Here is a 14758-nt window from a genome sequence, read left to right as displayed (position 1 = left end):
GCGAGATCCGACCGGACGGTCATGTCCGGCGGGGGTGGGCTCGTCGGAACCTGACCACCTGGCCCGAGCGGACCTGGGCCAGCGCGTCGACGTCGCGCGGGACGACCACCCCGATCACGGGGTAGCCCCCGGTCACCGGGTGGTCGGGACCCAGCACGACGGGCAGCCCCGCCGACGTCACCTGCACGCTGCCCCGCACGCACGGCTCGCTGGCCAGCTCGCCGGTCCGCGCCCGCTCGACGGCATGGCCCTCGAGCCGTACCCCCACACGGTCGGAGCGCTCGGAGACGCGCCAGGCCGCGGTGAGGAGGTGGCGGACACCGGCCGCCGTGAACCAGTCGTCGCGCGGTCCCATCATGATCGCCACGGTGAGGTCGCCGGCCGCGAGCAGGGGTTGCGCCTCCCGCAGGCTGGACGGTCCGTGGCCGACGCCGACCGCGAGGCGCTGCCCGGCCTCGACGGCTCCCGGACCGAGCCGGCTCAGGACGTCGGTGCTGCGCGAGCCGAGGACGGGCGGGACGTCGAGACCACCCGCCACCCCCACGTAGGTTCGCAGGCCGAGGACCGTCGGCGCCACGTCGAGCACGGAGCCGGGGCCCAGGCGCAGCGACCGGCCGTGGCCCACGGGCACGCCGTCGACCCGGAGCGGTCCGACGGCGCCGGTCACGGCGACGCGGTGCTCCTGGGTGGCTCGGAGGACGAGCCCGCCACCGAGACACTCCAGCACGGCGGCGTCCGGGTGGTTGCCGAGCAGGGCGTGGTTGGTGCGCAGCGCCATGCGGTCGAAGGCGCCCGAGGAGCCCACGCCCTGGCTGCCCAGCCCGGGCCGTCCGGCGTCCTGCACCAAGGTCAGGGCCCCGGGCGCCTCCACCACGAGGCTCATGTCCCGACCGCCTCGAACCGGACGGTCGCGCCCGGCTGGAGCAGCGCAGGCGGGTCCCGCTCGACGTCGAAGAGGGCCAGGTCGGTGTGCCCCAGCAGCTGCCAGCCGCCGGGGGACTCCCGCGGGTAGATCCCGCTGAACGTTCCCGCGAGACCGACGGACCCCGCAGGCACCCGCGTGCGGGGGCGGGATAGACGAGGCACCTCGAGCCGGGGATCTCCGTCCACGAGGTAGGCGAAGCCCGGGGCGAAGCCGCCGAACGCGACCGTCCAGGCTCGCCCCGTGTGTGCCTCGACCACCTCGGCCGCCGTGAGGCCGGTGTGCGCCGCCACCGCCTCGAGGTCCTCGCCGTCGTAGACCACCGGCACCACGACGGAGGGGGCGTCGACCGCGATGCCGCGCTCCGGGCCGGGATCGGACTCGGCCACGAGCCGGCGGAGCCGGGCCGGGTCGCCGCGGAGTAGCACCGTGCGGGCTCCCAGCACGACGTCGCGCACGTCGGGGTGGTCGGCGAGGGTCGCCCGCCACGCCTGGGCGCCGGCGAGGTCGCCGCAGTCGAGCAGCAGCGCCTCGGTGCCGCACGGCAGGACGCGAGGTCTCATGCGCGCTCCACCAGGAAGCACGTGGCTCGGTCCTCGACGCGCGTCAGCACGATCGTGGCGGTCCGGCTGCCCTTGAGCCGGAGCCGCGACACGAGCTTCTCCGGCACGACGTCCACGCCGCGCTTCTTCACGGTGAGCGTCCCGACGTCGTGCCCGACGAGCGCGGCCTTGAGCTGCTTCTCCCGGAACGGGAGCTCCTCGAGGATCCGGAACGAGCGGGCCATCGGGTGCTGCACGAGATGATCGGCACTCACGTAGGCGATACGGGGGTCGATCAGCCAGCCGCCGACCTCGTCGGCGAGCCGGCCCACCAGGCCCGAACGGATCACGGCGTCGTCGGGCTCGTGGAGGTACGGCCCCACCGGGCCGACGACCCCCCGCGTCCCGTCCCCCGTGAGCTCCGCGCCGCTGGGCAGGGCCGTGGCCCGGCGCGCGACCGACCCCAGGCCGATGCCCCACAGGCACGCCTCGACGAGGTCGCCGCCGTCGCTGACCCACTGGGCCTCCACGCCGTCGGGGACGAGCTCGTGCGGCAGCCCCGGCATCGTCTTCACGACGGCACCGCGCAGCAGGTGCTCCGTGACCACGTCCCACGAGGGGCTCATGAGGTCGGGGTCGAAGACCCGCCCGCGACCGTCCCGTCGGGCCGGGTCGAGGAAGGCCACCTCGTCGTCGAGCGGGATCACCGTGGTGGCGTCGGCGCACAGCACCTCGCCGGGCAGCTCGAGTGCGGCGAGGTTGGCTCGGGCGACGGCGGCTCGCACGGGGTCCAGCTCGACGCCTCGGACGCGCAGGCCGGCCCGGGCGAGGGCGAGGAGGTCGCTGCCGATGCCGCAGCCGAGGTCGACCACGGCGGTCGCCCCCGACGCGGCGAGCCGCTCGGCGCGCAGCCTCGCCACGCTGCCGCGGGTGGCCTGCTGCAGGGCGTCGTGGGTGAACCAGAGGCGCGCGGCGTCGTCGCCGAGCTTGGCCCGAGCGAGCCCGCGCAGGTGGTTCTGGGTGACGGCTGCCGCCACCAGCTCGACGGGGTGGCTGCGGCGCAGTCGGGTGCCGAGGGCGAGGTCGGACTCCACCCCGGCCCGCTCGTGGACCTCCGCGAGCAGCGCCGCCCCCTCGGGGGAGAGCAGCCGCTCGAACGTCTCCAGGTCCACAGGAGCAAGGTATCGAGCCCCGCGCAGCGGGGTGGGCCGCCACCACGAACGACGCAGTCGTTCGAAGCGCCCGGATGCGAGCGCAGCGAAGCAGGCGCGAGCGCTTAGCACTCGCCGTCGTCGAGTGCCAGCCGTGTGCTAACTTGAGAATTGGCACTCGGCCCACCTGAGTGCCAGCGGTGCACGACCCCCGCGACGGCGTGCGCCAACCCTTCGTTTCATCCGTTGAAAGGGGAGGTCGACCAGTGTCGGTCACCATCAAGCCGCTCGAGGATCGCATCGTCATCAAGGCGGTCGAGGCCGAGCAGACCACAGCGTCCGGTCTGGTCATTCCGGACACCGCCAAGGAGAAGCCCCAGGAGGGCGAGGTCGTCTCTGTCGGACCCGGTCGGGTCGACGACAACGGCAACCGCGTCCCGCTGGACGTCGCCGTCGGCGACAAGGTCATCTTCAGCAAGTACGGCGGCACCGAGGTCAAGTACGCGGGCGAGGAGTTCCTCATCCTCTCCGCGCGCGACGTCCTCGCCGTCGTCTCGTGATCTGAGGCCTCGGGGCCGCTGAGGCGGCCCCGAGGCATCTCACGTCTCTGACCCACCCGCCTTCGCAGAAGGCCACCCAACTCTCTCAAGGAACGTGCTGCATGCCCAAGATCCTGGAATTCGACGAGGACGCACGCCGCGCCCTCGAGCGCGGTGTCGACAAGCTCGCCGACACCGTCAAGGTCACCCTCGGCCCCAAGGGCCGCTACGTCGTCCTCGACAAGAAGTGGGGCGCTCCCACCATCACGAACGACGGCGTGACCGTCGCCCGTGAGGTCGAGCTCGACGACCCCTTCGAGAACCTCGGCGCCCAGCTCGCCAAGGAGGTCGCCACCAAGACGAACGACGTCGCCGGTGACGGCACCACCACCGCCACCGTGCTGGCGCAGGCCATGGTCCACGAGGGCCTGCGCGCCGTCGCCGCCGGCGCCAACCCGGTGGGTCTCAAGAAGGGCATCGAGGCCGCGGTCGCCGCCGTCGTCGAGCGCCTGCACGAGACCGCCCGCACCATCGACGACGTCAAGGACATGACGTCGGTCGCCACCGTCTCGAGCCGCGACGCCCACATCGGCGAGCTCATCGCCGAGGCGTTCGACAAGGTCGGCAAGGACGGCGTCATCACCGTCGAGGAGTCCAACACCCTCGGCACCGGCCTCGACTTCACCGAGGGCATGCAGTTCGACAAGGGCTACCTGTCGCCCTACATGGTCACGGACACCGAGCGCATGGAGGCGGTCCTCGACGATCCCTTCATCCTCGTGAACCAGGGCAAGATCTCGGCCGTCCCCGAGCTGCTGCCGCTGCTCGAGAAGGTCATCGCGGCGGGCAAGTCGCTCTTCATCATCGCCGAGGACATCGACGGCGAGGCCCTCTCGACGCTCGTGGTCAACAAGATCCGCGGCACGTTCACGTCGGTCGCCGTCAAGGCTCCGGCCTTCGGTGACCGCCGCAAGGCCATGCTGCAGGACATCGCCACCCTCACCGGTGCGCAGGTCGTCACGCCCGACGTCGGTCTGAAGCTGGACCAGGTCGGCCTCGAGGTGCTCGGCACGGCTCGCCGCGTCGTCATCACGAAGGACGACACCACGATCATCGACGGTGGCGGCGAGTCCGCCGAGGTCGACGGCCGGGTCAACCAGATCAAGGCCGAGATCCAGAACACCGACTCCGACTGGGACCGCGAGAAGCTCCAGGAGCGTCTCGCGAAGCTGGCCGGCGGCGTCTGCGTCATCCAGGTCGGCGCGGCCACCGAGGTCGAGCTCAAGGAGAAGAAGCACCGCATCGAGGACGCCGTCTCGGCGACCCGCGCGGCCATCGAGGAGGGCATCGTCCCCGGCGGTGGCTCCACGCTCGTCCACGCGGTCTCGGTGCTCGACGACGACCTCGGCCTGACCGGCGACGAGGCTGTCGGCGTCCGGATCGTCCGCAAGGGCGCCGACGCCCCGCTCGAGTGGATCGCCCGCAACGGCGGCGTCTCCGGCGAGGTCGTCGTGGCCAAGGTCCGCGAGTCCGGTGAGGGCTACAACGCCGCCACCGGCGAGTACGGCGACCTGCTCGCGCAGGGCATCCTCGACCCGGTCAAGGTCACGCGCTCCGCGCTGGCCAACGCCGCGTCGATCACGGCCATGCTCCTCACCACGGAGACCCTCGTGGCCGAGAAGCCGGCCGACGAGGCCCCCGACGCGCACGCCGGTCACAACCACTGACCAGCACCGTCAGCCGCATCACATCGGCGCCCGTCATCCCCTGGGATGGCGGGCGCCGCTGCGTGTCCGCCGGTATGTCGTCGCAGGTCAGCGGGGGATTCGCTTGCGCGGGAGCGACCGACCTCATACTGTGAGTATGGATGTGACAGTCTTTGTGTCACATCACCGATGACACAAAGATCCCGAGGAGTGCGCGATGACGATCACCGCTGAGGAGTTCCGCGAGACGGTGGAGCGTGACGGAGTCCTGGAGCGTCTGCTCTCCTCCTCGCAGCAGCTCTCGTACGACCCCCAGACCGAGGTCGACTGGGACGCGCCGGTCGACCCGCTCGCGCACGGCGTGAATCCCGAGTGGTGCACGCTCTACGGCACCGACCTCTGGGAGTCCATGACGCCTGAGCAGCAGGCCACGCTCACGCGGCACGAGGCCGCCAGCGTCGCGAGCATCGGCATCTGGTTCGAGATGCTCCTGCAGCAGATGCTGCTCGTCGACATCTACGACAAGGACTACACGACCCCGGAGTTCCAGTTCGCGCTCACCGAGATCGCCGACGAGTGCCGGCACTCGATCATGTTCGCGAAGGGCGCCCAGCTGCTGGCCGGACGCACGTACATGCCGCATCCGCGCCTGCACCGGGCCGCCCGCCTGCTCAAGCTCATCGCCCGCGGCGAGGTCGCCTACACGAGCATCCTCGTGGCCGAGGAGGTCCTCGACGTCATGCAGCGTGACTGGATGCGCGGCGAGGGCGTGGCTCCGCAGATGAAGACGATCTGCAAGATCCACGTCGTCGAGGAGTCGCGCCACATGAAGTTCGCGCGCCACGAGACCATCGAGGCCATGAAGGGCGCCGGTCGCCTGCGTCGTCAGGTCAGCGGCTTCCTGATCGCCACGGTGGGCTACTACATCGTGAAGTCACTCGTGCGCCCCGGCGTCTACGAGGCCGCCGGCCTCGACGTCCAGGAGGCCCGGGAGGTGGCGCGCACCAACAAGCACCACCAGGCCCTCATGCGGCTCAGCTGCATCCACCTCATGGACTTCCTGTCCGAGGCGGGTCTGCTCACGGGCCCGGCCAAGCGCATCTACCAGCGCGTCCACATGATCTGAGGACGAGCCATGCCCTTCGCGATCACCCAGAGCTGCTGCTCGGACGCCTCGTGTATCGAGGTCTGTCCCACCGACTGCATCCACCCCTCGCCGGGCGAGCCCGACTTCGGCAAGACCGACATCCTCTACGTGGACCCGCGGTCCTGCATCGACTGCGGAGCCTGCGCCGACGCCTGCCCGGCCTCGGCCATCAAGCCCATCGAGATCCTGCGCGGGGGTGAGGTGGTCTTCGCCCAGCTCAACGCGGCCTACTACGAGGACCGGCCCGAGCGCGAGGTCGCCAAGGTGTCCACGCACGCCCGCGTCCCGGCCGGCGTCCCCGACCGGATGCGCATCGCCGTCGTGGGCACCGGGCCCGCGGCCGCGTACACCGCGCGAGAGATCCTGGCCGCCACCGACGCCGAGGTCTCCGTCATCGACCGGCTTCCGGCTCCGGGCGGACTGCTCCGCGCGGGCGTGGCACCCGACCACGGCGAGACCAAGCGCGTGGCCGACACGTTCGAGTGGACGTTCACGCACCCCCGCACCCACCTGTTCATGAACGTCGAGGTGGGCCGCCACGTCACCCACGCCGAGCTGCTCGAGCACCACGACGCCGTCGTCTACGGCGTGGGTGCGCCCGAGGACCGGGCCCTGGGCATCGAGGGCGAGGACCTCCCGGGCGTGCACGGCGCCACGGAGACGGTGGCCTGGTACAACGGCGACCCCGACGTGGCCCCCGACGCCGTGACCGTGGTCGACGGGCGCGCGTTCGTGGTGGGCAACGGCAACGTGGCCCTCGACGTGGCGCGGATCCTGCTCGGCGACGTCGAGCGGCTCGCCACCACCGAGATCGCCGACCACGCCCTCGACGCCCTGCGGAGCAGCGACGTCCGTGAGGTCGTGCTGCTCGGGCGCCGCGGGCCGGAGCACGCCGCCTTCACCCGCCCGGAGCTCCTCACCCTCCCCGACGGCATCGAGCTGCTCGTCGAGGACGACGAGCTCTCGGCCACCGCCCTCGACGACGCGGTGCCGGGGTCGCAGGCCGCACTGCTCGCCCCCGTGCCGCGCGTGCGCTCGGACTGGACGAGCGAGCCCGCCCCGGGCCGACGTCTGGTCCTCGCCTTCAACCGGCAGGTGGTCCGCGCCACCGGCGACGGTCGGCTCGAGAGCATCTCCGTCACGGGCCCGGAGAACGACGTCGAGGCACGCACGGGTCTGCTGGTCTGCTCGACGGGCCGGCGTGGCCGGGCGGTCCCGGGCGTCCCCTTCGACGAGGCCCAGGGCATCGTCCCCAACGCCGACGGTCGTGTGCTCGACCTCGCCGGCTCGCCCGAGCCCGGCACGTACGTCGTGGGCTGGGCCAAGCGTGGAGCGCGCGGCGGGATCGGCGCCAACCGGACGTGCGCACAGGAGACCGTCGAGCAGCTGCTGAAGGACGCCACGGCCGGTCTCCTGACCGGTCCGGAACGTCCCTCGGGCCGCGGCCGCCGGTTCGAGTCCCTCGTGACCCGTCGTCAGCCGCGTGTCGTGCGCGGCAAGGGCGTGGCCGCCATCGAGAAGGCCGAGAAGGCGGCCGGGCTCCGGTCAGGCCGCCCCCGCGTCAAGCTCACGTCCGTCGAGGATCTCCTCTCCACCGCCGGCGCCCGCCGCTGAGCGAGAGGCTCTGCCGGCGACGGCTTCGACGGGCTCGGCCGGAGGCGCACGCAGTAGCGTCGCGGGTGTGACTGTCTTCGACGCGCTGCGGACCGAGCTGGACCTGCCCGACCACTTCCCGGAGGACGTGAGCGCGGAGGCGCGTCGGATCGCGGCCGAGCCCGTGTCGCCCGACGGGCGGACGGACCGGCGCGACCTTCCCTTCGTCACGATCGACCCGCCCGGCTCGATGGACCTCGACCAGGCCGTGCACCTCGAGCGGTCGGCCGACGGGTTCGTGGTGCACTACGCGATCGCCGACGTCGGGGCGGCGGTCCCGCCCGGCGGTGCGGTGGACCTGGAGTCCTGGCGCCGCGGCGAGACGATCTACCTGCCCGACGGTCGGGTCCCGCTCCACCCGCCGGAGCTCTCGGAGGACGCGCTGAGCCTCCTGCCCGACCAGGACCGCCGAGCCGTGCTCTGGACCGTGCAGGTCTCGAGCGACGGCTCGCTCGGCACCGCGACGGTGGAGCGTGCGCTCGTGCGCAGCATCGCCCGTCTGGACTACGAGGCCGTGCAGTCCGCCTCCGACTCCGGCTCGCCCCACCCCTCCGTCGAGGCCCTGGCCGACCTCGGCCGCGCCCGACGCGCGGCCCGGGTGGCGGCGGGCGCGCTGGAGCTGGGCCTGCCGGAGCAGGAGGTCGAGGCCGACGGCGACGGCTGGGCGGTCCGGTGGCGTCGTCGCGCCGAGGCCGACGACTGGAACGCCGAGGTCTCCCTGCTCACCGGCATGGCCGCGGCCAGGATGATGCTGGAGTCGTCGGTCGGCGTGCTCCGCGTCCTGCCGGAGGCCGACGACCGCGACGTCCGACGGTTCCTCCAGCGGGCCGAGGCACTGGGGGTCGACGTCGGTCAGCGCTCGGCCGCCGAGGTGCTGGCCGGCCTCGACCCGGCCCGGCCGCTGCACGTCGCCCTCATGAACGACGGCGCCCGCCTGCTGCGGGGAGCCGGGTACGTGGCCTTCGACGGCGCCCCGCCCGAGCAGTCCCACCACGCGGGCATCGGAGGCCCGTACGCGCAGGTGACGGCGCCGCTGCGCCGCCTGGCCGACCGGTACGGCACCGAGGTCTGCCTGGCCCTCGCCGCCGGCTCGCCGGTCCCGGAGTGGGTCCGGACGGCGCTCGTCCGGCTGCCCGACGCGATGAAAGAGGCTGACCGCCGTGCCAACGCCGCAGACCGCGGCGCCACCGACCTCGCCGAGGCCGTCATGCTGCAGGGCCGGGTGGGGGAGACCTTCCGGGCCACCGTGGTGCGTGCCGACGAGGACCGGGTGACCGTGATGCTCGAGGAGCCGTCCGTCCTCGCCGCGTGCACGGGCGAGGGCCTGCAGGAGGGCGCCGAGATCTCGGTCGTGCTCGAGAGTGCCGACGTGTCCGCCGGGAAGGTCACCTTCCGTCCCGTGTGACGGACCACCTACAGACTCCGGGTATGTATGAGGTTAGGCTGCCCTACATGTCTCGTCTCATGCTGGCCGCCGTCGTCGCGGCCGCCCTCATCCCCCTCGCCGCGTGCGGCTCCTCCGACTCGTCGTCCGACGAGGCCTGGACCTTCACCGACGACCTCGGCACCAAGATCTCCCTCGACGCCGCTCCGAAGCGCATCGTCGCGCAGTCCTCGGTGGCCGCGGCCCTCACCGACCTCGGTCTCGGCGACCGGATCGTCGGCACCTTCGGCCCGCTCAAGAACCCCGACGGCGAGCCGGACGTCCAGGCCGAGGGCCTCGACCAGTCCAAGGTCAAGGACGTCACCGGCTCCGGTGACTACGGCGACGTCGACGTCGAGAAGCTCGCCGGTCTCCGTCCCGACATCGTCATCACGAGCACCTACATCGAGCCGCAGCTCTGGTACGTCAACGAGGCCAGCGAGGCCAAGATCAAGAAGCGCTACGACATCGCCGCGATCAGCTTCCAGGACAAGACCCTGCCGCAGATCTTCGACGGCACGGAGCGCCTCGCCGCTGCCCTGGGCGCCGACAAGAGCGGCTTCGCCGAGGGTCGCGACGCGTTCGGCCAGGCGGCCGAGCGACTGCAGTCGGTGTACGAGGCCCAGGGCGATCCCTCGATCGTGGCCGTCTCGCCGGCGGCCGACGTCCTCTACGTCTCGAGCCCCGACGCGAACCCGGACCTGAAGTACTACCGCGACACCCTCAAGCTCAACATCGTCTCGCCGAAGAAGCCCGACGACGGTGGCTACTTCGAGTCCCTCAGCTGGGAGAAGGCCGACCAGTACGACGCCGACGTCGCCATCTGGGACGCCCGCGGCGGTTCGGCCGCGCTGAAGGGCCTCGAGGCCCAGCCGGTCTGGAACAAGACGAAGGCCGGCCGGGACAAGGCGTACGTCGCGTGGAACTCCGTCGCAGCGCCCAGCGCCGCCGGCTACGCCCGCATCATCGAGTCCTTCGCCGACGGCCTCGAGAAGGTCGCGCAGTAGTCCCGTCCACCACCTCGCTGAGTGTGACGTCCGCGCCGCCGACCACCCCGTCGTGCGACGCGAACGTCACACTCAGCGCGTTCCGGGGCACTTCCGGCCGGGTCGTAGACTTGGTGCATGGATCAGCCGGGCATCCCTGACAAGTTCGCCACCTTGGGACTCACGTACGACGACGTGCTCCTGCTCCCCGGCGAGACCGACGTCATCCCCTCCGAGGTCGACACCACGGCCCGCCTGACCCGCGAGATATCGTTGCGCGTCCCGCTGCTCTCCAGCGCCATGGACACCGTCACCGAGTCGCGCATGGCCATCGCCATGGCGCGCGAGGGCGGCATCGGCATCCTGCACCGCAACCTGTCCATCGAGGACCAGAGCTACCAGGTCGACCTCGTCAAGCGCACCCAGACGGGCATGATCCCCAACCCGGTCACGATCGGCCCCAAGGCCACGCTCGAGGAGCTCGACGAGCTGTGCGGCGAGTACCGCGTCTCCGGTCTGCCCGTCGTCGACCCCGACAACCGTCTGCTCGGCATCATCACCAACCGCGACCTGCGCTTCACCCCCGTCGCCGAGTGGAGCAACACGCTCGTGGCCGACGTCATGACGCCCATGCCGCTCATCACCGGTCCGGTGGGCATCAGCCGTGAGGACGCCTCCACGCTGCTGCGCCAGCACAAGCGCGAGCGCCTGCCCATCATCGACGACGAGGGGCACCTCACCGGGCTCATCACCGTCAAGGACTTCGTGAAGTCCGAGCAGTACCCCCTGGCCAGCAAGGACGACGAGGGCCGCCTGCTGGTCGGCGCCGCCGTCGGCTTCTTCGGCGACTCGCTCGACCGCGCCAACGCGCTGCGTGAGGCCGGCGTCGACGTCCTCGTGGTCGACACCGCGCACGGCCACGCCCGACTCATGCTCGAGATGATCCGCAGCATCAAGGCCGACAAGAACTTCGACGGCATCCAGGTCATCGGTGGCAACATCGCCACCCGCGAGGGCGCCCAGGCGCTCGTCGACGCCGGTGTCGACGCCGTCAAGGTCGGGGTCGGGCCGGGCTCCATCTGCACCACCCGCGTCGTGGCCGGTGTGGGCGTGCCCCAGATCTCGGCCGTCTACGAGGCCTCGCTCGCCGCCCAGCCGGCCGGGGTGCCGGTCATCGCCGACGGCGGTCTGCAGTACTCCGGCGACATCGCCAAGGCCCTCGTGGCCGGCGCCGACACCGTCATGGTCGGCTCGCTGCTCGCCGGCTGCGAGGAGAGCCCCGGCGACCTCATCTTCCTCAACGGCAAGCAGTACAAGAGCTACCGCGGCATGGGCTCGGTGGGGGCCATGGCCTCGCGCGGCAAGAAGTCCTACTCCAAGGACCGGTACTTCCAGGCCGACGTCACGAGTGACGACAAGATCGTCCCCGAGGGCATCGAGGGCCAGGTCGCGTACCGCGGCCCCCTGTCGGCCGTCGCCCACCAGCTCGTCGGTGGTCTGCACCAGTCCATGTTCTACGTCGGCGCCCGCACCATCGGCGACCTCCAGACCAAGGGCAAGTTCGTGCGCATCACGGCGGCCGGTCTCAAGGAGAGCCACCCGCACGACATCCAGATGACCGCCGAGGCGCCCAACTACGCCGGTCGCTGACCGTGCTCGGGGACCGGTGGGGCGTCAGCCCCGCCGAGACCCGGCTGGTCTACGGGTGCGACGCCCTCGTCCACCAGCCCACGCTCGAGGCGTGGCGCGGGGTCACGGTCGAGGCACCGTCGGACGTGGTGTGGCGCTGGGTCAGGCAGATCCGCCTCGCGCCCTACTCCTACGACTGGGTCGACAACCTGGGCCGCCGGTCGCCCGACCGGCTCCACGACCTTCCGGACCCGGTCGTGGGCGATCCGTTCACCGCCACGGCGGGCCGACCGGTGGGCCGGGTGCTCGCCGTCGACCCGGGGCGAGAGCTCACGGGGTCGATCATGGGCGCGGTCATGTCGTACCTCGTCGTGCCGCAGGGCCCGACCTCGTCGCGGCTGCTCCTCAAGATCGCGGCGCGGTCGCGGCGCCCCGTCGCGGCGCTGCTGTGCCTCGGCGACCTGCCCATGGCCCGCAAGCAGCTCCTCACGCTCAAGTCCCGAGCCGAGGCCGGCGCGGACCACTAGGGTCCTGGCCATGAAGGACTCCGTCACGCTGCACATGGACGCCACGCCCCAACAGGTGTGGGACGTCGTCTCCGACATCACGCGCACGGGGGAGTGGAGTCCCGAGACGTTCGAGGCGCGGTGGACCCGTGGCTCCACGGGGCCCGAGCTGGGCGCCTGGTTCAAGGGGCACGTGCGCCGCAGCGGCAAGGGCCCCGTCGTCTACTGGTCGTTGTGCCAGGTCACGGCCTGCGAGCCCGGCCGCGAGTTCGGATTCACCGTGCTCGGCCCGGGCGGGCGACGGATCAACAACTGGCACTACCTGGTCGAGCCCGCCGCCGACGGGGGAGCCGACGTCACCGAGTCGTTCCGCATGGAGCCCTCGGCCGCCACGCGCGTCTACTGGCTGCTCGCCGGATGGCTGCGTGGGCGTTACAACCGGCGAAACATGACGGCCTCGCTGGAGCGCATCGCGTCGATCGTCACCGCACCCCACTAGGGTGTAGCGCATGGCTGACCTCGATCTCGGCGCCGCCAAGCGCGGCCGACGGGCTTACTCCTTCGACGACATCGCGATCGTGCCGAGCCGGCGCACGCGGGACCCGGAAGAGGTCTCCACGGCGTGGCAGATCGACGCCTACCGGTTCGAGCTGCCGGTCATCGCGGCACCCATGGACTCGGTCATGAGCCCCGACACCGTCATCGCGCTCGGCCAGCACGGCGGCCTCGGCGTCCTCGACCTCGAGGGCCTCTGGACGCGCTACGACGATCCCGAGCCGCTGCTCACCGAGATCGCCTCGCTCGACCCGGCTCGGGCCACGGCCCGGCTGCAGGAGATCTACTCGGCGCCCGTGCGCCCCGAGCTGATCCGCGACCGCCTCAAGCAGATCCGCGAGGCGGGTGTCACGGTGGCGGGTGCGCTCTCGCCGCAGCGCACCAAGCAGTTCGCCGACGTCGTGGTGGAGGCGGGCGTCGACCTCTTCGTCATCCGCGGCACCACGGTGTCCGCCGAGCACGTCTCGGGCCAGACCGAGCCGCTCAACCTCAAGGAGTTCATCTACGAGCTCGACGTCCCGGTCATCGTGGGCGGCTGCGCCACCTACCAGGCCTCGCTGCACCTCATGCGCACCGGCGCCGCCGGTGTCCTCGTGGGCTTCGGTGGCGGTGCGGCCCACACCACGCGCTCGGTGCTGGGCATCTCGGTGCCCATGGCCTCGGCCGTGGCCGACGTCGCGGCAGCGCGTCGTGACTACCTCGACGAGTCCGGCGGGCGGTACGTCCACGTCATCGCCGACGGATCCATCGGTCGCAGCGGCGACATCGCCAAGGCCGTCGCGTGCGGCGCCGACGCCGTCATGATCGGCTCGCCGTTCGCGCGGGCCACCGAGGCCCCCGGCCGCGGGTTCCACTGGGGCGCCGAGGCCTGGCACTCCGAGCTCCCGCGCGGCGAGCGCGTCGACATCGGCACGGTCGGCTCGCTCGAGTCGGTGCTGTTCGGACCCTCGTCCGTCCCCGACGGCACCATGAACATCATCGGTGCGCTGCGGCGCGCCATGGCCACCACCGGCTACACCGAGCTCAAGGAGTTCCAGCGGGTCGAGGTCGTCGTCGGGTGAGTGACCCGCACCCCTCCGGGCTGCCTCAGGCCCCTCCCACCTCCGCGGGCGACTCCACCGCGTCGGCGGCGGGAGACCGTGTCGACGGCCGGGCCGCCGCGGGACTCGTCCTCAGCCTGGTGCTGTGGGGTGCCCTGGCCTTCGGCACGCTCACGGTCGGGTTCCTGGCGCTGTTCTTCGGCATGCTGTCAGACGGCTGCTACGAGGGTGTGGACGACGGCATCTGCAGCGACGCCGGCGGTGCCATCTTCTTCGGTGCGGTCCTCGCGTTCTGGGCCGTCCTGGCGTTCTCGCTCATCGGGTCGCTCGTGATGATCGTCCTGAGCCACAAGCGTCGTCGTCGCGCGTGGCCGTGGCCCCTCGGGGCAGCCCTGGTCGACGTGGTGGCGATCGTGCTGTTCCTCGTGGTCGTCGCCTCGCTCAGCCCGTCATGACGGTCGCCGTCGTCGAGACCCGCGAGGACGACCCGCGGGTCGTCACGCTGCGGCAGCAGATGGCCGCCGAGATGGATGCGCTGTACGGACGTCCGCGGCACGCCGTCCCGGCGGAGGGCATCGACCCGGCGTCGGTGCTCGTCACGGTCCTCGTCGTCGACGGTGGCGTGCCCGTGGCCACGGCGGCCCTGAGACGCCTGGGCGACGACGTCGAGGTCAAGCGCATGTTCGTGGTGCCCGAGGCGCGCGGTCGGGGCATCGCCGGTGCGCTGCTCGAGGCCGTGGAGGTCCAGGCCGAGGCCGAGGGCGCCCGTCGCGTGCTCCTGCACACGGGGGAGCGCCAGACCGCTGCGCTCACGCTCTACCGGCGCCGGGGGTACCTGGACGTCCCGGTCTTCGACCCGTACCTCGACGTCCCCGAGTCGGTCTGCCTCGCGAAGGACCTCGCCGCGATCGGGTGAGCAGGTTCACCCCTCGGCATTGGCTGCGTCGGCCGTCGGTGGT

At 71.8% G+C, this 14758-nt stretch carries 15 protein-coding genes; 12 read left to right on the top strand and 3 right to left on the bottom strand.

All coding sequences use genetic code 11. The features are described from left to right. Positions 1-19 precede the first annotated feature (19 nt). The 3 genes from ASD11_RS11150 to ASD11_RS11140 are packed head-to-tail and all read right to left on the bottom strand — an operon-like array spanning position 20 to position 2636. A complete protein-coding gene (locus tag ASD11_RS11150) occupies positions 20-883 on the bottom strand; it encodes a biotin-dependent carboxyltransferase family protein (protein WP_056287108.1) in 864 nt (287 codons plus the stop codon). After that, positions 880-1485 (bottom strand): 5-oxoprolinase subunit B family protein, encoded by a 606-nt coding sequence (locus ASD11_RS11145; protein ID WP_056287107.1) that lies wholly within the window; start codon positions 1483-1485, stop codon positions 880-882. The genes ASD11_RS11150 and ASD11_RS11145 overlap by 4 nt, the downstream gene beginning before the upstream one ends. Continuing rightward, positions 1482-2636 carry a class I SAM-dependent methyltransferase gene (locus ASD11_RS11140; protein WP_056287105.1) on the bottom strand — a complete coding sequence of 385 codons (1155 nt, stop codon included), beginning with the start codon at positions 2634-2636 and terminating at the stop codon, positions 1482-1484. Before ASD11_RS11140 ends, ASD11_RS11145 begins: the two co-directional genes overlap by 4 nt. A gap of 245 nt (positions 2637-2881) precedes the next feature. On the opposite strand from ASD11_RS11140, the gene groES reads away from it, so the two are divergent. From groES to ASD11_RS11080, 12 genes are all read left to right on the top strand, one after another. After that, positions 2882-3175: a co-chaperone GroES gene (gene groES / locus ASD11_RS11135; RefSeq protein WP_056287102.1), complete on the top strand. Its 294-nt coding sequence runs from the start codon at positions 2882-2884 to the stop codon at positions 3173-3175. 101 nt (positions 3176-3276) lie between these two features. Further along, entirely contained in the window at positions 3277-4881 is a 1605-nt protein-coding gene (gene groL / locus ASD11_RS11130; RefSeq protein ID WP_056287100.1) for a chaperonin GroEL, read from the top strand. Positions 4882-5077: 196 nt separating this feature from the next. Further along, on the top strand, positions 5078-5986 hold the full coding sequence (locus ASD11_RS11125) for an AurF N-oxygenase family protein (RefSeq protein ID WP_056287096.1): 909 nt from the start codon (positions 5078-5080) through the stop codon (positions 5984-5986). Between the two features lie 9 nt (positions 5987-5995). Continuing rightward, positions 5996-7621, top strand: a complete 1626-nt coding sequence (locus tag ASD11_RS11120; RefSeq protein WP_056287093.1) for a 4Fe-4S binding protein — start codon at positions 5996-5998, stop codon at positions 7619-7621. A gap of 67 nt (positions 7622-7688) precedes the next feature. Beyond that, a complete protein-coding gene (locus ASD11_RS11115) occupies positions 7689-9065 on the top strand; it encodes an RNB domain-containing ribonuclease (protein WP_056287091.1) in 1377 nt (458 codons plus the stop codon). 47 nt (positions 9066-9112) lie between these two features. Beyond that, positions 9113-10090 carry an ABC transporter substrate-binding protein gene (locus ASD11_RS11110; RefSeq protein ID WP_162246478.1) on the top strand — a complete coding sequence of 326 codons (978 nt, stop codon included), beginning with the start codon at positions 9113-9115 and terminating at the stop codon, positions 10088-10090. A gap of 117 nt (positions 10091-10207) precedes the next feature. After that, entirely contained in the window at positions 10208-11719 is a 1512-nt protein-coding gene (gene guaB / locus ASD11_RS11105; RefSeq protein WP_056287087.1) for an IMP dehydrogenase, read from the top strand. A 2-nt stretch (positions 11720-11721) separates the two neighbouring features. Beyond that, a complete protein-coding gene (locus ASD11_RS11100) occupies positions 11722-12225 on the top strand; it encodes a hypothetical protein (RefSeq protein WP_056287085.1) in 504 nt (167 codons plus the stop codon). 10 nt (positions 12226-12235) lie between these two features. Then, the gene (locus ASD11_RS11095; protein WP_056287082.1) at positions 12236-12703 is read left to right on the top strand and encodes an SRPBCC family protein; all 468 of its coding nucleotides are present in this window, start codon (positions 12236-12238) and stop codon (positions 12701-12703) included. Positions 12704-12713: 10 nt separating this feature from the next. Continuing rightward, entirely contained in the window at positions 12714-13820 is a 1107-nt protein-coding gene (locus ASD11_RS11090) for a GuaB3 family IMP dehydrogenase-related protein (RefSeq protein WP_056287080.1), read from the top strand. After that, positions 13817-14254, top strand: a complete 438-nt coding sequence (locus tag ASD11_RS11085) for a hypothetical protein (RefSeq protein WP_056287077.1) — start codon at positions 13817-13819, stop codon at positions 14252-14254. Before ASD11_RS11090 ends, ASD11_RS11085 begins: the two co-directional genes overlap by 4 nt. After that, a complete protein-coding gene (locus ASD11_RS11080; protein ID WP_056287074.1) occupies positions 14251-14715 on the top strand; it encodes a GNAT family N-acetyltransferase in 465 nt (154 codons plus the stop codon). The genes ASD11_RS11085 and ASD11_RS11080 overlap by 4 nt, the downstream gene beginning before the upstream one ends. Positions 14716-14758 lie beyond the last annotated feature (43 nt).

Source organism: Aeromicrobium sp. Root495, assembly GCF_001426755.1.
Taxonomy (GTDB): domain Bacteria; phylum Actinomycetota; class Actinomycetes; order Propionibacteriales; family Nocardioidaceae; genus Aeromicrobium.
The sequence above is the reverse complement of the archived record's forward strand: the minus strand, read 5'-3'. Positions and strand labels throughout refer to the sequence as shown.